Origin of the sequence: Phenylobacterium sp. (assembly GCF_025934275.1) — a bacterium.
In the GTDB taxonomy this organism is placed as follows: Bacteria; Pseudomonadota; Alphaproteobacteria; order Caulobacterales; family Caulobacteraceae; genus Phenylobacterium.
The window spans coordinates 29,482-49,460 of sequence record NZ_JAICYI010000004.1 but is presented as its reverse complement, the minus strand read 5'-3'; the positions used below and the strand labels follow the sequence as shown (position 1 = coordinate 49,460).

Below are 19,979 nucleotides of genomic sequence, written 5' to 3'. Positions count from 1 at the left end.
GCGAACGTTGTCACGCCGCGCGAGGCGGCGGTATCGTCGGTTAGGGCGGCGCCTTGCAGCATCTGCGCCGCCGGCCCCGGGGAGGCGTCCGATGAAGTTCACCGCCATTTCGATCGCGGCCCTGATCGGCGTGCTCGCCGCCGCCGCGCCGGCCTTGGCCCAGAGCCCCAAGGCGCCGGCCTATCACGCGCCGCGCAACGCCTTCGGCCAGCCGGACCTGGAGGGCGTCTGGACCAACGCCACGCTCACCACCCTGGAGCGTGATCCGAAGTACGGCGCCCGCCTCGCCATGACGCCGCAGGAAGCCGCCGCCATCGAGCAGTCGAACGCCAAGTTCGTCGCCCAGGCGAACGCCCCCACCGACCCGAAGCTGAAGACCACCGACCTGCCTTATGAATGCGGGCGCGGGTTCAAGGGCAGCGACTGCGGCTACAACTTCGCCTGGACCGATCCCGGCACCGAGGTGATGACCATCGCCGGCGAGAAGCGCACCTCGATCATCGTCGATCCGCCGAACGGGCGGCTGCCGCCGCTGACGGAGGAAGGCAAGAAGCGGCTCGCCGCGCGCTTCCAGCGCGGCGCTTTCGACGGCCCGGAATCCCGTTCGCTCGGGGAGCGGTGCATCCTCTCGTTCGGCTCGGCCGCGGGCCCGCCGATGCTGCCGCTGCTCTACAACAACAACTATCAGATCTATCAGACCAAGGACGAGGTCTCGATCGTCGTGGAGATGGTCCATGACGTGCGCCACATCCGGCTGAACGCCCAGCACCTGCCGGCGAACATGAAGGAATGGATGGGCGACTCGATCGGTCACTGGGAGGGTGACACCCTGGTCGTGGAGACCACCAACATGCGGCCGGAGCAGGGCTTTCGCGGCGCCGGCGGCGAGACCAAGGTCACCGAGCGGTTCACGCGCATTTCGCCTCGGCAGATTCTCTACCGCTTCACCGTCGAGGACCCCTCCGTCTACACCCGGCCGTTCAGCGGCGAGGTGGCGCTGAACGCCTCGCGCGGTCCGATCTACGAGTACGCCTGCCACGAGGGCAACTACGCCATGCCGGGGATTCTGGCCGGGGCGCGGGAGATGGAGAAGCAGGGCCGCGATCCCGGCGCCGGGCCGCGCGACGCCTCCGGCGCGCCCGCCGCCGAAGGCAGCCAGTAGGGCCGCGCGGAACGCCGCTTCCTGGCGCGCCCAGGATGGTGAACGGCGATTCAAGGTAAGCGCGGCTTAACCGCCTTCGTTCGCAGAGGGTGAACATTAGGTGGCGATAATTCTGCGATGAGGGGCGGCTCCCGAACGTGGAGGCCGGCGATGGCGAGACTTCCGAACCTGGTGGGCGGGGCCTGGGATTTCGTCCTCATCCACCCGTTCATCGCGGCGTGCCTGGCGGCCCTGAGCGCCTGGACGCTGTTTTCGTTCGCCCAGCGAAGCCGATAGACGATCGCCCGCGCGATTGCTCTGTCGGCGTGAACCCGAGGCGGGCTTGCGGGTTTTCCTCCGAGCTATGAGCTCGGAGAGTCCGGATCGGTTCGTCGACATCAAGCATTGCCTCGCGCAGGCGGAGGAGGCCTTCACCCGGGCCGGGCGCTGCGACGACCCAGCCGAGCGGGCGCGGCTGATGGACGAAGCCGAAGCCTGGCTGGTGCACGCCGAGCGCGCCTTCGCCCGCCTCAACGACCGCATGACCTCGCTGGAGCCGACGCGTCCGCCGCTGGAGGAGCACCGCTCGTTCCGCGAGGCCGCCGGCGTCGCCGATGAGACGCTGGTCTGGCGGCGCGAGCCCAAGCCGGAAACCTGAGCCGCTGGCCAGCGATGCCGGCGCGCGCTAGGCCACGGCCATGTTCGTGCTGCTGTTCGCCGTGGCGGCCTGGGCGGGCTGCCAGAATGCGCTCGCGGGCGGCGGCTCGTTCGTCACCCTTCCGGCCCTGATCCTCTCGGGCCTCGACGCCCGCGCGGCCAACATCGCCTCGACGCTCGCCCTGTTCCCCGGGCAGGTGACGACCGGCTGGGTCGGCCGCGGCCTGGTGAGCGGGGCGGGCGGCCTGGGCTTCCGGGCGCTGGTGGCGATCAGCCTGGCCGGCGGGGCGCTGGGGGCTGTGCTGCTGCTGCTGACGCCGTCGAGCTTCTTCGCACGGCTGGTCCCCTGGCTGGTGCTGTTCGCGACCGCCCTCTTCGCCTATGGCAGCTTCGTCAAACGGCCGGCCGAGGCGGGGCCGCGGGTTGGCCCGCGCGCGGCCGGGGTCATGCAGTTCGCGATCTCCGTCTATGGCGGCTATTTCGGCGGCGGGATCGGCTTCCTGATGCTGGCGGCGTTGACTGCCGCCGGGCTCGCCGTCCGCGCGGCGGGAGCCACCAAGAACGTGCTGGCCTCGATCATGAACGCCGCGGCGGTGGCGATCTTCGTCTTCACGCCGCACATCCCCTGGCTCAGGGTGGCGGTGGTGAGCGTCGGCGCGATCGCCGGCGGCTACGCGGGGGCGATGCTGTTGAAGCGCGTGGACGAGCGAATCATCCGCGGGTTCGTGGTGCTGCTGGGCGCGACGCTCACCGTCGGCCTGTTCCTGAGGCAGGGCCGATGAGCGTCGTCGCCGCCTATGTCTACCGCAACGGGCGGCGGGTTCGCGACGCCTCGCTCACCGAGGCCGGCCTCAAGCTCGCCCGCGGCGAGTTCGTCTGGATCGGGCTCGTCGACCCGGACGAGACGGAGCTGCGCCTGCTCGCCCGTCGCTTCCGGCTGCATCCGCTGGCGGTGGAGGACGCCCTTTCGGCCCACCAGATGCCGAAGGTGGAGGTCTACGGCCGCGAGCTGTTCGTGGTCGCCCGCACCGCCCAGATCGAAGCCGACAGCATCACCTACGGCGAGACCCACATCTTCATGGGCGAAAGCTATGTGGTCACCGTCCGCCACGGCTCGCCGCGCGCGCACTCGGAGCTGCGGGCGCACCTGGAGGCGGCGCCGGCGCTGCTGCGCCACGGTCCGGACTACGTGCTGCACGGGATCCTGGACTTCATCGTCGACGGCTACCTGCCGATCGTCGAGGAGATCGAGGAGGAGGTGCTGGCCATGGAAGGCCGGGCGCTGGAGGCCTTCCTCGCCCGCGCCGACATCCGCCGCATCTTCCTGCTGCGCCGCGAGCTGATCCGCTTCCGCCGGATCCTGGGGCCGATGGAGGAGATGGCGAGCCGGCTCGAGCACCTCGCCATCCCAGGGCTCGACGCCGAGGTCCGGCCCTACTTCCGCGACGTGGCGGACCACGTCCGCCGGGTGGCCAGCCGTGTGGAGGGGCTCAGGGAGGTGCTCTCCTCGGTGTTCGAGGTCTCGAACCTCCTGGAGCAACAGCGGCAGGGGGTGATCACCCGCAAGCTGGCGGCCTGGGCGGCGATCCTGGCTGTGCCCACGGCCGTGGCCGGCATCTATGGCATGAACTTCCAGCACATGCCGGAGCTGCACTGGATCTACGGCTATCCCGCCGTGCTGGCCGGCATCCTCGCCGCCTGCCTGTTCCTCTACTGGCAGTTCAAGCGCTCGGGCTGGCTGTAGGCGCGGAGCGGGCCCGCGGCGCGGCCGCGGGCCCTTCGCGCGTCCGCCCCTGGGGAGAGGCTTATCAGCGGACGGCGATCACGCGAACGGTGGCGGGCGCAGCCGTCGCGAGCTTCTCCTGCGCCTCCTGGCGCACACCCGCCTTGCAGGCGGCCTGGATGCCGAGGTTCTTCTCGTCGCCGCAGAAGCTCTGCGCCGCGCCGCCGGCCCGGGCCTGCAGCGCGACCTGGCCGGTGTGCGTGGCGACGTTCAGGTCGGGGAGGCGGACGTTGACCGGCGCGGCGTGCGCCGCAGTGGTCAGCATGATGGCCACCGGGAAGGCGACCAGGCCCGGGGTGATGGCGTCGGCGAACTTGGCGATCAGATTGTTCATTGTCGTTCCCTCTTAAGTCTCGAATGGCTGTGGCGGGCCAGCCGCCGATGGGAACGGTGTACTCAGCGACTATTGGAAAGTCCTGTTAAGTCGCAGTAATGACCTCGAATTCACAATATACACGCTATGTAATACATGACCGACCTGTAATCCGGCTCAGCGGCCGCCGCGCCGGGCCCGGGCGCGCCGCTCCCAGTCCGCCCGCGCGGCCTGCACGGCGGCCGTGAACGCCGCGCCGTACAGCCGGTAGCAGGAGAAGACCACCGACTGGTCCTTCGGCAGGCCGGCGGCGATCGCCTCCATGCCGGGAACCACGTCCGTGCGATGGATCAGCCGGCCGGCGTCGGCGGCGTCGCAGCGCAGCGGCGCATCGTCCAGCCGCGACAGGTGCGGGCATTGGGCGTGGGCGAGCTCGGCGCAGGCGCGATGCAGCGGCGGCACGTTGCAGCCCCAGCCGATCGCGCCGTCGTGGAGGGTCACGAACCCCCCGCTCGCCACCGGAAACACCCAGCGGTCGTCCGGCCGGGTCGGCTTGCCGCAGACGTGGCAGAGCAGGTCGACCATGCCGCGACGCTGGCGGGTCACGTGGACCGCGGCGAAGATCGGCTCGCCCGCGCCGGGCGCCTGACGCTGATCGAGCTCCAGCAGTCCCGGGAAATCCTGCGAGGGCTGCAGGCGGAAGGCCTGCTCGCCGGTCCAGGCGACCGACCAGGGCAGGGTTTCGCCGATCCGCCACGCCGCCAAGCCGCCCTCCCCTTCCCAGCAAGATGGCGCTGCGGGCCGGGCGCTAATCCGGCTCACGATCGTTAGGCCGTCCTTATCCCGGCCGGCGAGCGCGGGGCCATCCATCCCGCGGCTTCAAGAGGCGCGGCTGCGCCGACCGGGCTTCGGTGCGTGTCTGCTTTCCACGCCGCCGCAGCGGCTTCGAACCTAGGATGCTTGCCAGTCCTCCGCCACCCGCCCCAAAGTGCCGCGCGGGAGGACGCCCCATGCTGAAGTGGACCATCGGCGACGTGACCGTGACCCGCATCCTCGAGCTCGAGGCGACGGGCGGCTCACGCTTCATCCTGCCGCAGGCGACGCCCGAGGTGATCCGCGAAATCGGCTGGCTCGCGCCCCACTTCGCCGACGAGACCGGCCGGCTGAAGATGAGCGTCCAGGCGCTGGTGGTGGAGACGCCCTCGAAGCGGATCATCGTCGACACCTGCATCGGCAACGACAAGCAGCGCGACATCCCCACCTGGTCGAACCTGCAGACCAGCTTCCTCAGCGACCTGCAGGCCGCGGGCTTCCCGCCGGAGAGCTTCGACGTCGTGCTCTGCACCCATCTGCACGTCGACCACGTGGGCTGGAACACCAGGCTGGCGGAGGGCCGCTGGCTGCCCACCTTCCCCAACGCCCGCTACCTGATCGGCCGCGCCGAGTTCGACTACTGGAAGGCCGAGGAGGACGCCCGCGAGGACCATTCCCGCTCGCCGTTCCACGACAGCGTCGCGCCGGTGTTCGAGGCGGGGCTGGTCGACCTGGTCGAGACCGACCACCGGGTCTGCGACGAGGTGAGCCTTGAGCCGACGCTCGGCCACACCCCCGGTCACGTCTCGATCCGGCTGCGGTCGAAAGGCCAGGAGGCGCTGATCACCGGCGACTTCACCCACCATCCCTGCCAGCTCGCGCATCCGGAATGGGCGTCGAGCGCCGACTACGACGCGGTCGCCTCCACCGCCACGCGCAAGCGGATGTACGGCGCGCTCGCCGGCGCGCAGACGCTGGTGATCGGCACCCACTTCTCGGCGCCCACGGCGGGGCGGATCGTGGCGGACGGCCAGGTCTGGCGCTTCGCAGTATAAGCAACCGTCGCTTTCTGAATGGCGGATAACGCGCGTCCCAGACGCCGTTCAGACGCCGTCCGGCATGGTCTCCTTCAAGACAAGGAGATCCCTCATGAAGAAGCTCATCCTCGGGGCGGCCGCGGCGGCCATGACCCTCACCACCTTCGCCGCCAGCGCCGCCTCGGCGCGCGACTACAACGGCTACGGCGAATCGCGCGGCTACGCCGCCCGCAATCACGACGGCGACCGCTATCGGCAGGCCTATCGCGGGTGGGACCGCAATCGCGTCGCCTACCGCAACTATGGCGACCGCGACTATGGCGACCGCGACTATGACCGCGACCGCGGCGATAGGGCCGGGGCGGCCATCCTGGGCGGCGTGGTCGGGCTGATGCTCGGCGCGGCGCTCGCCGACCACAACAGCCAACCCGCCTATAGCTACGGCTACGGTTACCAGCCCTACGGCGGCTACTCCTCCTACTACGGCTACTGAGCCGGCCGGCGACCCGCTTCCGAAGGCGGGCCGCCGCTTCGCCCCTCCCCCTCTTGAAATCGCTCATCAATTCCACAAATCTTCGCCATTCCGCCACGACATCTCCGCGGGGCGGACGAACGGAAAGGATGATTGGATCAGGAGGTACGAGGAATGCGTCTGGCGACTTCGGAAGAGCAGCTCCTGGAAGGCGGCGGCCTCGGAGCGGCGCTCGAGCGATGGCTGCGTCCCGCCGTGGGCTTCAATCGTCCGCGGGACGTGCTGAAGGACCCCTTGCTGGATCGCGACGAGAAGCGGGCGGTGCTCTCGTCATGGGCGTCCGACGCCTCGGCGGTGCAGGACGAACCGACGCTTCGCTGGCTGCTCGGCACGCCCGAGCCGGTGCCGCTGGCTGAGATCCGCGAGGCCCTGGCGCGGCTGGACGGCTGGGAGGCTGAGCCGTTCCGGCCCAGTTGAGCCCAATCAGGGCGACGAGGCGACCTGCGGGCAGGCGTCGATGAAGGCCTCAACCCGACGCCGCGGCTGCCTGGCGAACGTGATCGCACGCCGCGCCGCATAGGCCGCCGCCTTGCCGCGAGCCTCGGCCGGTCGGACGCCGGCGGCGCGCCGGTAGGCCTCCGCGGCCGCCTTCTCGTAGTCGTCGGCGACTTCCGAGACCTGGGCGGTCATCGAAGCCGGCCGGTCGGGATCGGCCACCTTGGCGTTAGCGCGATAGGCGGCGGCGCAGGCGGCGAGCGTCCGCCAATCGGGGGTCGCCGCGGCGAAAACCGGTCCCGCGGCGGCCAGGGCGAATGTCGCCGCCAGCACCAGCCGGGGCCGCATCCTGAACGCGATCTGGCGGATCGGCACGCCGACGATCCCATGGCGTCCATCCGGAGCGTGGACCGGCCGAATCTACGTCACAGGACGAGCTTGCGGAACCTCCGCCACGACCGAGTGGCCGAGATTTGCGTTCTGAAGCGCGATGGACGCGGCAAATCCCCTTGCGGCGATCGCCCCTGCGCCGTCGGCGCCGGCGCCCGCCGCGCCGTCGCCGCCGATCGGCGACGAGGTCGGCCATGTGCTGACCGGAGGGCCGCAGGCCTGGTGGCCACTGCTGAGCGGTCTCGCCCATCTCGTCGTCACCCTGGCCATCGCCGCGGGCATCCTGGTCGTCACCTTGTGGGCGGCCAACTGGGCTTCGCGGCTGGCCCGCGAGGCCGTGGGCCGGCTGCACGGCCACGCACATGCGGACGCGGTGCTGCAAGGCTTCGTGGCCTCGCTGGTGCGATACGCGGTGGTGATCATCGGCGGCGTCGCGGTGCTGCAGCAGATCGGGGTGCAGACCACCTCCATCCTGGCGGTGCTGGGGGCCGCCTCGCTGGCCATCGGCCTGGCGCTGCAGGGCGGCCTGAGCAACGTCGCAGCGGGCGTCATGATCCTGCTGCTGCGGCCGTACCGCGTGGGCGACCGCGTGGAGATCGCCGGCACCGTCGGGCGCGTGCGTGGGCTGGACCTGTTCATCACGCGCCTGCACGACCTCGACAACTCGGTGGTCTTCATCCCCAATGCGAAAGCGCTCGGCGACCGGATCGTGAACTACTCCATGCCGGAGAGCCGCCGGATCGTGATGGACTTCGGGATCGACTATGACGATGACGTGGACCTGGCGCTTGAGCTGCTGGTCGATGTCGCCCGCGCCGATGCGCGGATCGTCGCCGACCCCGCGCCGTGGGCGAAGCTGACCGCGCTGAACGACTCCACGGTCACGGTGACGCTGCGCGCCTGGACCTCGCCGGACGGCTACATCGACACGCGGTTCGACCTCATCAAGGCGGCCAAGGCCCGGTTCGAGGCGGCCGGCCTCACCTTCGCCTATCCGCACCAGGTCGCCGTGGAGAGCCGACCCTGGACGCCGCCCGATCGTGAGCGCCAGCGCAAGGCGCGGCAAAGCCTGCGGCGGGCGCCGGCCGCAAAGGCCAAGTCCGGCCCGCGGGCGGACCGCGACGCGCGCGCCTCCGGCTCGTCCTCGGAAGGCTCGTAGGGCCTCTCCGGAACCCGTATGTCAAAGCCCCGCCGGTGGGCGAACGTTCTCGAACGCCCGCAGCGCACTCAGCCGGCCGGCAACTGAGCCGCGACGGGCAACCTACGCCCGGGCCGCGACACTTCCCGCGGCGCAACCTGGAATGCGTTGCGCAGAGCCGCAAAGTTCTGCTTTTGTTCGCCCATCGGCGATGGAGCACCCCATGGTTCGGATGACCTATGTCGGCGTGGCCGACCCGGAGACCGCGTTCGAGGCGTTCCGGCCTTACGTGGCGAGGCTCCGCGACCTGCAGCGGCTGTGCAAACCGTTCGGACGCGACTACCACGCCATCGCCATCGCCATCGACGGCCTGGAGAGCTGCGCCTACCACTTCACCCGCCGGCCGCATTTCTACGAGACCAGCGGCAAACACCAGTAGCGTGGGCTCAGCCGCCGAGCCGCCAGCCGGTGGCTTCGATGAGCCGGCTGAAGAACTCCAGCTCATAGGCATGCTCGGGATCTTCGCGGACCAGCCGGTCCATTGCGTGGGCGTCGTCGCCCACCAGGATCCGCCAGCGCTCGGCGCGGACCCCGTCCAGGATGATCGTGGCGGCTTGCGCAGCGGTGGTCGGCACGTCCTCCAGGAACCGCCGCGCCTGCTCGGCGGCGAGGGCGGCGATCTGCTCGTCGGTGAGCTGGCTTGCGGCCTCGCCCATGTTGCGCGCGATGCGGGCGCGGGCCCTGGCGATGTCCTCGGCCGAGAGCTGATCCTCGTCGCGCCCGGAGATCACCTTGCGGGAGTTGGCGACGATCGAGGTGCCGATGTGGCCCGGCATCACCACCGAGCACTTGATGTGCGGCGCGTTGAGCCGCAGATCGGTGATCAGCGCCTCGGTGAAGCCCTTCACCGCGAACTTCGCGGCGGCATAGGCGGTGTGGCTGACATGCGGGCCGAGCGAGGCCCAGAAGCCGTTGACCGAGGCGGTGTTGACGATGTGGCCCTCGTCGGCCCCGAGCATCATCGGCAGGAAGGTGCGGCAGCCGAGATAGACCCCGCCCCAGCAGACGTTGAAGGTGCGCTCCCACTCCTCGCGGGAATCGTTGACGAAGGAGCCGCCGCCGCCGATGCCGGCGTTGTTGAAGAGCAGGTTCAGCTTGTCGGTCTGGTGACGCTCCTCCGCCTCCTTGCGGAAGCGGACGAGCTGGGCCTCGTCGGAGACATCGGCCACGTGGGTGGTGACGCGCGTGCCTTGCGGGGGGCGGTCCTTCTCGATCAACGCCGCCGTCTCGGCGATGTTCTTCTGGCTGACGTCGCACGTGGCGACATTGCAGCCTTCCGCGGCGAGCTGACGGGCGAGCTCGCGCCCCATGCCGGCGCCGCCGCCCGTCACCACGGCGAACTTGCCCTCGAACGATTTCATCGACGCCGCTCCCCAAAGCTCACGCGAAAAATCCAAGGGCCGATCGGCGCGCGACGCAAGGGCGCCGCGAGGGAAACCCGCTCGCGGGCTGGATTATTATCAGCGATAAGTTACCTTTGATTTCGATCAACGAGGCGCGCCGTGAACGAGCGTCTCATCGAACAACGATCTCAGAGGGGGATGCGATGGACGACACCGGCGCGATCGCGCACGCGGCCACCGGGGCCGAGGTCGAGCATTTCGACGTGCTGATCGTCGGCGCCGGCATCTCCGGCGTGGGCTCGGCGGTGCACCTCCAAGAGCAGTGCCCGGACAAGAGCTTCGTGATCCTGGACGCCCAGGACCACTTCGGCGGCACCTGGTGGACGCACAAGTATCCCGGCATCCGCTCCGACAGCGACCTCTACACCTTCGGCTACCGTTTCAAGCCCTGGACGGCCGAGCCGATCGCCACGGCCGACAAGATCCTCAAGTACATGGGCGAGGTGATCGAGGATCACGATCTCGCGCGCCACATCCGCTACCGGCACAAGATCCTGCACGCGAACTGGTCGTCGGCCGACCAGGCCTGGACGGTGGAAGCCGAGCGCACCGACACCGGCGAGCGGAAGCTCATCACGGCCAACTTCCTCTGGATGTGCCAGGGCTATTACCGCCACGAGCAGGGCCATACCCCCGAGTGGCCCGGCATGGCGGACTTCAAGGGCCGCATCGTCCATCCGCAGACCTGGCCCGAGGACCTCGACTACAAGGGCAAGAAGGTCGTGGTCATCGGCTCCGGCGCGACCGCCGCGACCCTGATCCCGGCCATGGCCGACGACGTGGCGCACATCACCATGCTGCAGCGCTCGCCCACCTATTTCGTGCCGGGCCGCAACGTGGACGACCTCGCCGACCAGCTCCGCGAACTGGAGATCGACGAGCGGTGGATCCACGAGATCGTCAGGCGTCAGCGGCTGAAGATGGGCCAGCTCTTCACGCGCATGGCGTTCGAGCAGCCCGAGGCGGCCAAGAAGGAACTGCTGGCCGGCGTTTCGGCCTTCATCGGCCCCGAGCTCACCGAGAAGCACTTCACGCCCCGGTACCGGCCGTGGCGGCAGCGGATCGCCTTCGTGCCGGAGGGCGATATCTTCCAGAAGGTGAAGGCGGGCAAGGCGAGCGTCGTCACCGACGAGATCGAGCGCTTCACCGAGACGGGAATCCTCACCAAGTCCGGCGAGGCGCTGGAGGCGGACATCATCATCACCGCCACGGGCTTCAACCTCTGCGTCCTGGGGGACATCGCGTTTTCGGTCGACGGCGAGCCGGTCGACTTCGGCAAGACCATCACCTATCGCGGGATGATGTTCACGGGCGTTCCGAACCTGGTCTGGGTGTTCGGCTATTTCCGGGCGAGCTGGACGCTGCGCGTGGACATCATGGGCGACTTCGTCTGCCGGCTGCTGAACCACATGAAGCGGAAGGGCGTGACCAGCGTGACGCCAAAGCTCCGGCCCGCGGACGAGGGCCTGGAGCCGCTCTCCTGGATCGACCCGGACAACTTCAACCCGGGCTACCTGATGCGCGAGATCGACAAGATGCCCAAGCGGCTGGCGAAGCCCGAGTGGCAGCACACCCAGGACTACTGGGCCGAGAGGGACACGCTTCCCAAGATCGATCTCGACGGGCCCGAGTTCAGCTACGGCGGCAAGGTGACGGCGCGCGAGACCGAGGCGGCGTAGTTCCGTCCGGGCAGGCGCCGCATCCTACGGCGCATCGCCCACGGCGGTCCCGAAGGCGCGGCCCTTGGCTTCCGGACCGAACCAGGTGACCAGCGCCAGCACCACGGCCACGACGCCGCAGACGGCGGCGAGCGCAAAGCCGTAGTTGTCGCCGCGAGACTCCGCCAGGCCGGCCTGCCAGGTCGCGTTGCCGGCGGCGAGCAGGTTGCCGAGCTGGTAGGCGAAGCCCGGGAAGGCGCCTCTGGCGCCCTCCGGCGACAGCTCGTTCAGGTGGGCGGGCACCACGCCCCACGCACCCTGCACCGAGATCTGGATCAGGAAGGCGCCGAGCCCCAGCATCAGCGGCGTCGTCGAGAAGGCCCAGAGCGGGATGATCGGCAGCGCGAGCAGGGCGGCGATGACGATGGCGCGCCGGCGGCCGATCCTTTCCGACAGCGCCCCGAAGATGAGCCCGCCGGCGATGGCGCCCAGGTTCAGCACCATGGTCAGCGCCGTGACCGTGCCGGCCGGGAACTTGTGCTGCACCCTCAGGAAGGTGGGATAGAGGTCCTGCGTCCCGTGGCTGAAGAAGTTGAAGGCGGTCATCAGCACCACGACGTAAGCCAGGAGGCCCCAGCGCCCCTTCATGGCCTTGGCGAAGCTCACCCCCTGGCCGGCGACGCGCGTCTGGCGGGCCGCCTCCCACGCCGGGCTCTCCGGGACCTGCGAGCGGATGAAGAGGATGAGCAGGGCCGGCAGGGCGCTCATCATCAAAAGACCCCGCCAGCCGACCGACGGCAGGGCGAGGTTGGCGAGCGACGCCAGGAAGAAGCCCATCGGATAGCCTTCCTGCAGGATGCCGGAGACCACGCCGCGGCTCTTCGGCGGGATGGTCTCCAGCGCCAGCGAGGCGCCGATGCCCCATTCGCCGCCCATGGCGAAGCCGAACAGGGTGCGCAGGACGAGGAGCGTGACGAGGTTCGGCGAGAAGGCCGAGGCGAAGGCGAGCACAGCGTAGACCGCCACGTCGATCATCAGGATCGGACGGCGGCCGAAGGTGTCGGCGAGGCGGCCGAAGACGTAGGCGCCGACCGGTCGGGCGGCCAGCGTGAGGGTGATCGCGACGGCCACCTGCTTCACGTCGCTGTGGAACTCGGTGGCGATGTCCTTCAGCACGAAAGTGAGCAGGAAGAAGTCGAACGCGTCGAGCGTCCAGCCGAGGAGGGCCGCGATGAAGGCGGCGCCCTGCTGCCTGTTCAGCGCGCGCAGCTCGTCGACGATCACCATGCCAAATCCCCTCCCCGGACTTCGGCCGGCACACTAGCCCGCGCCGCCGGGGCCTGCGCAAGGGCCAAGCCTGGGCCGCCTCGAATACCCGTTCGAGCCCTTCGACTGGTACTCGAAGAAGAACGCCGGGCCGGTGATCGGCTGGATCGGCGGCAATGTGCTGAAGAGCTATCGGCTGACCATCGATTACCCGAACCGCCTGCTCTACTGGCAAAGGCAGCGGCCGCCGGACCGGACGGCGCTGGATGCGGTGGGGCTGACGCTTCGGCGGGACGGGCCGGACTATTTCGTGGCCGGCGTCGCCTCGAAGGACGGCCGCGCGACGGTCGCGGGCGTAGAGGTCGGCGACAAGCTGGTGCGAGTGGATGGCAAGCCGATGCGCGAGGCCTCGCTGGGCGCGGTCTTCGCGGCGCTCCACGGCCGGCCCGGCGAGCCCCGGCGGCTGGATCTCGAGCGGGCCGGACAGCCGGTTTCGGTGACGGCTGAGGTCACCGCCTTCTAGGCGTGGCGGGCGCGCCCCGATAGGCTCGCCGCATGAGTTATCCGTTCTCGCCGAGCCTCAGGGCCGAGCTCCTGGCGCGCTGCTCGGCCTTCCCCCGCATCGCCCAGGAGGGGCCGGACCTGACGCGCGCGGCGGTGGCGATCACGCTCACCGAGTCCGACGACGGCTCGGGCGAGGCGGCCTTCCTGCTCACCCGGCGGGCTTCGGCGCTCCGGGCGCATGCGGGCCAGTGGGCGCTGCCGGGCGGCCGCTGCGATCCGGGGGAGAGCCCGGAGCAGGCGGCGCTGCGAGAGCTGGAGGAGGAGCTGGGCTTGAGGCTGCCCGCCGAGCACGTGCTGGGCGTGCTCGACGACTACCAGACCCGCTCGGGCTTCCTGATCACCCCGGTGGTCGCCTGGCTGGAGGATGCGGCGGCGCTGAGGCCGAACCCTGCTGAGGTGGCCTCGGTGCACTGCTTCCGCCTGGACCGCATGGCGCCGGACGAGGCGGTGGAGTTCGAGTCCATCCCGGAGAGCGAGCGGCCGGTGATCCGGCTGAAGCTCGGCGAGCACCACATCCATGCGCCGACCGCGGCCCTGATCTATCAGCTGCGCGAACTGGTGGCCGGGCGGATCACCCGGGTGTCGGAGCTCGAGCAGCCGGTGTTCGCCTGGCGGTGAGGCGGCGCCGACAATCCAGGATCCAGGTCGGGATTTTCGCGCAACAGCATCGCTTTACGATCTAATATGACCGGCTAGTCTCGGGCCGCGACGACGAACGTGGAGGAGACCATGAGAAGGGCGCTGATGGCGCTGCCGGCGATCCTGTGCCTGGCCGGAGCGGGGGCGGCCGACTCCGCCGCCTCGCAGGTGGCGCGAGGCGCCTACATCGTGAACGGCGTGGCCGGCTGCGGCGACTGCCACACCCCGCACGGCCCGAAGGGCCCGATCCCGGGCAAGGCGCTGGCCGGGACGGCGCTGTTCCTCGAACCCGTGCATCCGATGCCGGTCTGGGCCGACCACGCGCCGCGGATCGCCGGGCTGCCCGACGGCTATACGAAAGCGCAGCTCGCGACCCTGCTGCGAACGGGAAGGAAACCGAACGGCTCGGAGCCGAAACCGCCGATGCCGCAGTATCGGATGAACGCCCAGGACGCGGCGGCCGTCGCGGCCTATCTGGCGTCGCTGAAGCGATAGCGCGCGAGGCCGCGCCGATCCATGGCGGTAGACGCCGCAGGCGTTAGCAGAAGCTGAACCATGGCCATGGTAGAGCCCGATCCCGAGGGACGCGTTCGGGATCAGGGGCTGTCATGCGCCACGTCCGCACCCTCGCCGCCGCCGCATGCGGCGGGCTATTCCTCTTCGCGCCGTCCGGTCCGGCCGCGGCCCAGCTCGGCGTCGAGGCCGCGGTCCTCGCCGAGCTCAACTTCGCCCGCACGCATCCGGCGGAATACGCCAGGGAGCTCCGCCGCAGCGCCGAGCGCGGCGTGGAGGTCGGCTACTCCGAGATCGGCAACGAGGACGTGGACGCGCTGGCCGAGGCGATCGACTTCCTCTCCCGGCAGCGGCCGCTGCCGCCGCTGAGGCCGAGCGAGGCGCTCGCCGCCGCAGCGCGCGCGCACGCCAGGACGCAGGGGCGCACCGACCAGGTCGGCCACATGAGTCCGGACGGCGAGACCCTGTCGGAGCGGCTGCACGAGCATGGCGTCTGGGCAGGTCTGGCCGCCGAGGACATCTCCTACGGCTACGAGGATCCGCGCGAGGTGGTGCGCCAGCTGATCGTCGATTCCCGCGTGCCCAGCCGTGGACACCGGCAGAACATCTTCGGAGCTCACTACCAGGAAGCCGGCGTGAGCTGCGCCCCGCACCGCGCGTGGGGCGCGATGTGCGTCATCGACTTCGCCGGCGCGGTCGTGCGGCGATAGGCGCTCGGCTCGCGGCGACGGGATTCGACTGACGTTACGTCCGCCCGTCATGATCGCCGGCGAGAGACACCCTTTCGCTGGAGCCCGCCCATGCCCGAAGCCCTGATCATCGACGCCTGCCGCACGCCTCGGGGCATCGGCAAAGTGGGCAAGGGCGCGCTCGCCGACCAGCACCCGCAGCATCTCGCCGCCACAGTCCTCAAGGCGATGGCCCAGCGGAACAATCTGAAGACGGCAGAGGTCGACGACATCATCTGGGGCACCGCCTCGCAGAACGGCAAGCAGGGCAACGACCTCGGCCGGATGGCTGCGCTCGACGCCGGCTACGACGTGCGCGCCTCCGGCGTGACGCTGAACCGCTTCTGCGGCTCGGGCATCACCACAGTGAACCTGGGCGCGGCGCAGATCATGGCCGGCATGGAAGACCTGGTGATCGCCGGCGGCACCGAGATGATGTCGTACACCGCGACCCTGGCGGCGCAGCGGAATCCGGAAGACGGGCCGCCGCTGATGGACGCGGGCAACGAGCGTCTGCGGGCCAGCCACCCGCAGTCGCACCAGGGCGTCTGCGCGGACGCCATCGCCACCCTGGAGAACATCCCGCGCGAGGCGCTCGACGAGCTCGCCTACGTCAGCCAGCAGCGCGCGGCGAAGGCGCTGGACGAGGGCCGCTTCGACCGCTCGCTCGTGCCGCACTACCGGGAGGACGGCTCCCTGGCCCTCGACCGCGAGGAGTTCCCGCGGCCGCAGACCACGCTCGAGGGCCTCGCGGCCCTGAAGCCCTCGTTCGAGGCCATGGCGAATGCGCCGCTGGACGCGAAGGGAACGACCTTCGCGGGGTTGATCCGGCAGGTCTACCCGGACCTGAAGATCCAGCACGTGCACCACGCCGGCAACTCCTCGGGCGTGGTGGACGGCGCCGCCGCCGTGCTGCTCGCCTCGCCGGAGTACGCGAAGAAGAACGGCCTGAAGGCCCGCGCGCGGGTGGTGGCGATGGCGAACGTCGGCGACAGCCCGACGCTGATGCTCAACGCGCCCGTCCCGGCCGCGAACAAGGTGCTGAAGAAGGCGGGGCTGACTCCGGACGACATCGATCTGTGGGAGATCAACGAGGCGTTCGCGGTGGTGGCCGAGAAGTTCATCCGCGACCTCGGACTCGACCGCGAGAAGGTCAACGTCAACGGCGGGGCGATGGCGCTCGGCCACCCGATCGGCGCGACGGGCTCGATGCTGATCGGCACGATCGTCGACGAGCTCGAGCGGCGCGACCTGAAGCGCGGGCTGGTGACCATGTGCGCCGCCGGCGGCATGGCCCCGGCGATCATCGTCGAGCGCGTCTAGAGCCTCGGGCCTAGGCGCGGACCTCAAGCACCATCACGTCGAGCTGGAACGACCCGTCCGGCTCGACGGCGAAGTGGGCGCTGACGACCTCGGACGCCGCCTGCTGCACGGCGCGGACGGCGTGCGCATTGAGTTTCGGCGTGGCCATGCGCTCGATCCAGGACGCGAACTCGATGCGGATCTGATGGCGCTGCACGCGTGAGACGGAAAAGCCCGCCCGCTCCGCGGCGGCGCTCCATTCGGTGAGCGAATAGTCGCGGACGTGGCTCGGATCGCGCAGCATCTCGATGGCCTGCAAATGCGTGTCGAGCAGCGGCTGGCCGGGCGAGATCGCATCGATGAAGACGGCCGTCGCGCCGGGCTTCGCCACCCGATGGGCCTCCTTCAGCCCCTGATCGAGGTCGGTCCAATGGTGGGCGGAGAAGCGGGTCGCCAGGAAGTCGAAGCTGGCGGCCTGGAACGGCAGGTCTTCGGCGGGCGCCTGGGCGGTGGTGATGTTGGCCAGTCCCTTGTCGCGCGCCGCCTCGGCGACCGCCGCCAGCATCTCCGGCGCGAGATCGCAGGCGACCACCTCGTCGAAATGGGCCGCCAGCCGATAGGCGACGTGGCCGCCGCCGCAGCCGAGATCGAGCGCGCGCCCGCCGCCCGCCGCCCGCGCCGCGGCCTCCAGCCGATCGAGGTCGAGCCCGCTCGCATGCACGGCGCTTTGCACATAGGCCTGGGCGCGGGGCCCGAACTGGGCGCGGGCGAGGGTCTCGACGGTGCGGGTCATGTTCAGTTCTGGAAGCTCGACGGACCGCCCTGATACAGGAAGTCAGGTCAGTCCGGGAGTATCGTCATGGATTGGAGACGCGCCGCAGCCCTGATCGCCGCCGCCTGGGCGTGCGCGGCCCTCCCTGCCGGTGCGAAATCGCGCGCCGATGCGGTCTCCAATCCGGACACGAAGGCCTGGTGGCATATCGCCGAGCACCTCTCCTCCGACGCCATGGAAGGACGCGACATCGGCTCTCCCGGCCACCAGCGCGCGGCCGAATGGGTGGCCGCGCGATTCATGGCCGCCGGGCTGAAGCCCGCGGGCGATCATGGAACCTACCTCCAGCGCTTCCCCGTGCACGAGGTGAAGGTCGTCGCCTCGGCCGCTGAGGTTGCACGCGCGCGCGATCCGGTAAGGCTCCGGTTCCTCCACGACTACAGCGTGCGCGCCGCCGAGGACCTGCCGCCCAAGCTGGAGGCGGCCATGGTCTTCGCGGGCTACTGCCGGCCCGAGGACCTCGCGCGGGCCAAGGGCAAGGTCGCGCTGTGCATCAACACGCGGCGGATCGGCCTGACCACCTCGGCCGAGCAGCTGAAGAACGCCGAGGCGGCCGGCGCCTTGGGCCTGATCCAGGTGGACGATCCGGGCTTCACGATCGAGCCGTTCCGCTGGCCCGCGGCCTACGCCCGGACGGTGACGCTCGCCGAAGCGCCGCCCGCCCCGACCCACGGCTTCGTCTCCATGACGCTCAGCGCCAACGCCTTCGCGGAGATGGCGCGCGGCTCCGGGCACGATGGCGCGAAGGTTCTGGCCGCCGGCGGCCGCAAGGCGCCCCTGCCGGTGTTCGCCCTGCCCGGCCGGTTCCGGGCGAGCTTCCGCTCCACCACCCGCGATTACGACGGCGTGAACGTGCTGGCCGAGCTGCCGGGGAGCGACCCCCGGCTGGCGGCGGAGACGCTGGTGCTGTCCGCGCACCTCGACGGCTACGGCTACGGGACGCCGGTCAAGGGCGACAAGCTCTACAACGGGACCCTGGACGATGCGGCCTATGTGGGGACGCTGATCCGGCTGGCCGAGCAGCGGACGGGCCGCCCCTACAGGCGCAGCGTGGTCTTCGCCGCCTTCGACGGCGAGGAGAAGGGCCTCCTGGGTTCGACCTGGTTCACCAGGCATCCAACCGCGCCGAAGGCGAGCCTCGCCGCCGATATCAACCTCGACCAGCTCAGGCCGCTGTTCCCGCTGAGGCTCCTCACCGTCACCGCCATGAAGGAGTCCGCCCTGGGCGACACCGTCCGCGCGGTGGCGGGCGAGCAGGGGATCGCCACGCAGCCCGATCCGGAGCCGGAGCGGAGCCTGATCACCCGCGCCGACCACTACCCGTTCATGAAGATCGGCGTGCCGGCGATCGGCTTCGTGTTCGGCTTCAGGCCGGGGACGCAGGACGAGCGGCGCTATCGCGAATGGTACCAGGTCCGCTACCACCGCCCGCAGGACGACCTGAGCCAGCCGATGGATTTCAAGGCCGCAGGCGACTTCAACCGCTTCTTCTACACGCTGGTCGAGCGGGTGGCGGACGCCGCCGAGCGGCCGGCCTGGAAACCCGCGAGCCCCTACGCGCGCTTGGGCTCGACCTCCGGAGCGCCTCGATAGTGGACCCAGAGCGCTATCAGGAGGCCGAACGCCTGCATTGCGGCGCCGAGCGCCAGGACGCCATGGGCGTCGTGCTCGCGCACCGCCAAGGAGGCCGCGAACGGGCCCAAGGCGCCGGCCAGCAGCTGCACAGGGCCGCTCTGCAGCGCCGTGCGCCGTGAGGGATCGGCCTCGGTTGTCATGGCGATCAGGAAGGGCGCCGAAAGCGTTCCGGCGAGGCCCGAGGCGCCGGAGAGCACGATGACCAGCCAGAATGGCGGGTGGCCGGCGAGCGCGCCCCAGAGCGCGAAGAAGGTCGCGCCGGTTCCCAGGAAGATCCAGATGTAGCGGACGTGGCCGGCGATCACCGTGGCCAGCAGGGCGCCCGCGATCTGGCAACCGAGCGCCACCGGGACGGCGGCTCGCGATTGATCGACGGTGAGCCCCGCCTGCACCGCCAGCGGCACGCCGTAGATCCCCACGGCGGACAGCGAGGCGGCGAGCATCAGGGTCGCGAACAGCACCACCCACCCGATCGGCGGGGGCGGCCCGGCGACCTTGTCGCCGGAGCCCGGCATGGGCCCGAAGCCGCCCGGCGCGATCAGTGCGAGCGGCAGGGCGAGCCCTGCGGCGGCGGCCACCGCCAGGTAGCCCGAATTGGCGCCGAAGCGAGGCAGGAGGAAGGCCGAGAGGCCCGTGGCGAAGGCGAGCTGGCTCAGGCCCATCCCGGCGAAGAGCACAGCCGTCCAGCGCTCCGGCGTCCTCGTCCGGGCGACGAAACCGATGGTGATCCACAGGAGCAGCCCCTCGGGGAGGCCGGCGGCCAGGCGGAGCGCCGACACGCCGAGACCGCTGGCGCGCAGGGTGGCCAGATCGGCGGCCACCAGGACGAGCGCGGCGAGCGCCGCCAGCAGCTTGAGCCGACGCGGCGGAAGCAGGACCCCGGCGAGCCCGGCCACGATGCCGGTGCTCAACGCCTCCAGCATGGCGGTCTGGCCGATGCCGGCGGCCGACAGGCGATGCTCCTGCTCGAGCGCGGCAAGCAGCAGCGCCATGAGGCCCCCCATCAGGAGCGCGATGACGCCCAATCCGATCGCAGCCACGGCTTCGGCACGGGAGAAGGGCGCGCCTGCCACCTCGTCGACGGTGTCGTCAGGGGCGTGGGCGAGCCTGTCGGGGAGCGCGGTCATCGGCGATGAGGCT

At 70.3% G+C, this 19,979-nt stretch carries 24 protein-coding genes; 17 read left to right on the top strand and 7 right to left on the bottom strand.

The window, feature by feature from the left end; genetic code table 11:
* Positions 1–91 precede the first annotated feature (91 nt).
* From Q0W60_RS02045 to Q0W60_RS02025, 5 genes are all read left to right on the top strand, one after another.
* Positions 92–1,162: a hypothetical protein gene (locus Q0W60_RS02045; RefSeq protein ID WP_297692058.1), complete on the top strand. Its 1,071-nt coding sequence runs from the start codon at positions 92–94 to the stop codon at positions 1,160–1,162.
* 150 nt (positions 1,163–1,312) lie between these two features.
* Complete coding sequence (locus Q0W60_RS02040; protein WP_297692056.1) at positions 1,313–1,438, top strand: hypothetical protein; 126 nt, start codon at positions 1,313–1,315, stop codon at positions 1,436–1,438.
* A gap of 67 nt (positions 1,439–1,505) precedes the next feature.
* Entirely contained in the window at positions 1,506–1,799 is a 294-nt protein-coding gene (locus tag Q0W60_RS02035; RefSeq protein ID WP_297692055.1) for a hypothetical protein, read from the top strand.
* A gap of 40 nt (positions 1,800–1,839) precedes the next feature.
* Positions 1,840–2,580 (top strand): TSUP family transporter, encoded by a 741-nt coding sequence (locus tag Q0W60_RS02030; RefSeq protein WP_297692053.1) that lies wholly within the window; start codon positions 1,840–1,842, stop codon positions 2,578–2,580.
* Positions 2,577–3,542: a magnesium and cobalt transport protein CorA gene (locus tag Q0W60_RS02025; protein ID WP_297692051.1), complete on the top strand. Its 966-nt coding sequence runs from the start codon at positions 2,577–2,579 to the stop codon at positions 3,540–3,542. Before Q0W60_RS02030 ends, Q0W60_RS02025 begins: the two co-directional genes overlap by 4 nt.
* A 64-nt stretch (positions 3,543–3,606) precedes the next feature.
* Here the strand turns inward: Q0W60_RS02025 and Q0W60_RS02020 are convergent, their stop codons facing one another.
* Positions 3,607–3,915, bottom strand: coding sequence for a UrcA family protein (locus Q0W60_RS02020; RefSeq protein WP_297692049.1), 309 nt, complete (start codon positions 3,913–3,915; stop codon positions 3,607–3,609).
* A 156-nt stretch (positions 3,916–4,071) separates the two neighbouring features.
* Positions 4,072–4,659: a hypothetical protein gene (locus Q0W60_RS02015; protein ID WP_297692047.1), complete on the bottom strand. Its 588-nt coding sequence runs from the start codon at positions 4,657–4,659 to the stop codon at positions 4,072–4,074.
* 245 nt (positions 4,660–4,904) lie between these two features.
* Between Q0W60_RS02015 and Q0W60_RS02010 the strand changes: the two genes are divergently transcribed.
* From Q0W60_RS02010 to Q0W60_RS02000, 3 genes are all read left to right on the top strand, one after another.
* On the top strand, positions 4,905–5,762 hold the full coding sequence (locus Q0W60_RS02010; RefSeq protein ID WP_297692045.1) for an MBL fold metallo-hydrolase: 858 nt from the start codon (positions 4,905–4,907) through the stop codon (positions 5,760–5,762).
* A gap of 94 nt (positions 5,763–5,856) precedes the next feature.
* Entirely contained in the window at positions 5,857–6,237 is a 381-nt protein-coding gene (locus Q0W60_RS02005; RefSeq protein WP_297692043.1) for a hypothetical protein, read from the top strand.
* A gap of 153 nt (positions 6,238–6,390) precedes the next feature.
* Positions 6,391–6,693 (top strand): hypothetical protein, encoded by a 303-nt coding sequence (locus Q0W60_RS02000; protein WP_297692041.1) that lies wholly within the window; start codon positions 6,391–6,393, stop codon positions 6,691–6,693.
* A gap of 6 nt (positions 6,694–6,699) precedes the next feature.
* On the opposite strand, the gene Q0W60_RS01995 is transcribed toward Q0W60_RS02000, so the two are convergent.
* Positions 6,700–7,086: a hypothetical protein gene (locus tag Q0W60_RS01995; protein ID WP_297692039.1), complete on the bottom strand. Its 387-nt coding sequence runs from the start codon at positions 7,084–7,086 to the stop codon at positions 6,700–6,702.
* A gap of 115 nt (positions 7,087–7,201) precedes the next feature.
* Here Q0W60_RS01995 and Q0W60_RS01990 point away from each other — a divergent pair, with 115 nt between their 5' ends.
* Together Q0W60_RS01990 and Q0W60_RS01985 are read left to right on the top strand one after the other, a co-directional pair.
* On the top strand, positions 7,202–8,260 hold the full coding sequence (locus Q0W60_RS01990) for a mechanosensitive ion channel family protein (protein WP_297692037.1): 1,059 nt from the start codon (positions 7,202–7,204) through the stop codon (positions 8,258–8,260).
* Positions 8,261–8,462: 202 nt separating this feature from the next.
* Positions 8,463–8,678 (top strand): hypothetical protein, encoded by a 216-nt coding sequence (locus Q0W60_RS01985; protein WP_297692035.1) that lies wholly within the window; start codon positions 8,463–8,465, stop codon positions 8,676–8,678.
* Positions 8,679–8,685: 7 nt separating this feature from the next.
* Here the strand turns inward: Q0W60_RS01985 and Q0W60_RS01980 are convergent, their stop codons facing one another.
* Positions 8,686–9,660 carry an SDR family NAD(P)-dependent oxidoreductase gene (locus tag Q0W60_RS01980; RefSeq protein ID WP_297692033.1) on the bottom strand — a complete coding sequence of 325 codons (975 nt, stop codon included), beginning with the start codon at positions 9,658–9,660 and terminating at the stop codon, positions 8,686–8,688.
* 185 nt (positions 9,661–9,845) lie between these two features.
* Between Q0W60_RS01980 and Q0W60_RS01975 the strand changes: the two genes are divergently transcribed.
* Complete coding sequence (locus Q0W60_RS01975; protein WP_297692031.1) at positions 9,846–11,381, top strand: NAD(P)/FAD-dependent oxidoreductase; 1,536 nt, start codon at positions 9,846–9,848, stop codon at positions 11,379–11,381.
* 24 nt (positions 11,382–11,405) lie between these two features.
* Here the strand turns inward: Q0W60_RS01975 and Q0W60_RS01970 are convergent, their stop codons facing one another.
* The gene (locus Q0W60_RS01970; protein WP_297692030.1) at positions 11,406–12,647 is read right to left on the bottom strand and encodes an MFS transporter; all 1,242 of its coding nucleotides are present in this window, start codon (positions 12,645–12,647) and stop codon (positions 11,406–11,408) included.
* A gap of 133 nt (positions 12,648–12,780) precedes the next feature.
* Between Q0W60_RS01970 and Q0W60_RS01965 the strand changes: the two genes are divergently transcribed.
* The 5 genes from Q0W60_RS01965 to Q0W60_RS01945 all read left to right on the top strand — a co-directional run bounded on the left by Q0W60_RS01965 (position 12,781) and on the right by Q0W60_RS01945 (position 16,393).
* Positions 12,781–13,149 (top strand): PDZ domain-containing protein, encoded by a 369-nt coding sequence (locus Q0W60_RS01965; protein WP_297692028.1) that lies wholly within the window; start codon positions 12,781–12,783, stop codon positions 13,147–13,149.
* Positions 13,150–13,181: 32 nt separating this feature from the next.
* Entirely contained in the window at positions 13,182–13,808 is a 627-nt protein-coding gene (locus Q0W60_RS01960; RefSeq protein WP_297692025.1) for a CoA pyrophosphatase, read from the top strand.
* A 111-nt stretch (positions 13,809–13,919) separates the two neighbouring features.
* Positions 13,920–14,324 carry a c-type cytochrome gene (locus Q0W60_RS01955; RefSeq protein WP_297692024.1) on the top strand — a complete coding sequence of 135 codons (405 nt, stop codon included), beginning with the start codon at positions 13,920–13,922 and terminating at the stop codon, positions 14,322–14,324.
* A 113-nt stretch (positions 14,325–14,437) separates the two neighbouring features.
* Positions 14,438–15,052, top strand: coding sequence for a CAP domain-containing protein (locus Q0W60_RS01950; protein ID WP_297692022.1), 615 nt, complete (start codon positions 14,438–14,440; stop codon positions 15,050–15,052).
* Positions 15,053–15,142: 90 nt separating this feature from the next.
* Positions 15,143–16,393: an acetyl-CoA C-acetyltransferase gene (locus tag Q0W60_RS01945; RefSeq protein ID WP_297692020.1), complete on the top strand. Its 1,251-nt coding sequence runs from the start codon at positions 15,143–15,145 to the stop codon at positions 16,391–16,393.
* Positions 16,394–16,403: 10 nt separating this feature from the next.
* Here the strand turns inward: Q0W60_RS01945 and Q0W60_RS01940 are convergent, their stop codons facing one another.
* On the bottom strand, positions 16,404–17,165 hold the full coding sequence (locus tag Q0W60_RS01940; protein WP_297692018.1) for a class I SAM-dependent methyltransferase: 762 nt from the start codon (positions 17,163–17,165) through the stop codon (positions 16,404–16,406).
* 66 nt (positions 17,166–17,231) lie between these two features.
* Between Q0W60_RS01940 and Q0W60_RS01935 the strand changes: the two genes are divergently transcribed.
* Positions 17,232–18,797, top strand: coding sequence for a M28 family peptidase (locus tag Q0W60_RS01935; RefSeq protein ID WP_297692016.1), 1,566 nt, complete (start codon positions 17,232–17,234; stop codon positions 18,795–18,797).
* Here the strand turns inward: Q0W60_RS01935 and Q0W60_RS01930 are convergent.
* Positions 18,758–19,966: a hypothetical protein gene (locus tag Q0W60_RS01930; protein WP_297692014.1), complete on the bottom strand. Its 1,209-nt coding sequence runs from the start codon at positions 19,964–19,966 to the stop codon at positions 18,758–18,760. The genes Q0W60_RS01935 and Q0W60_RS01930 overlap by 40 nt on opposite strands.
* Positions 19,967–19,979: the final 13 nt, after the last annotated feature.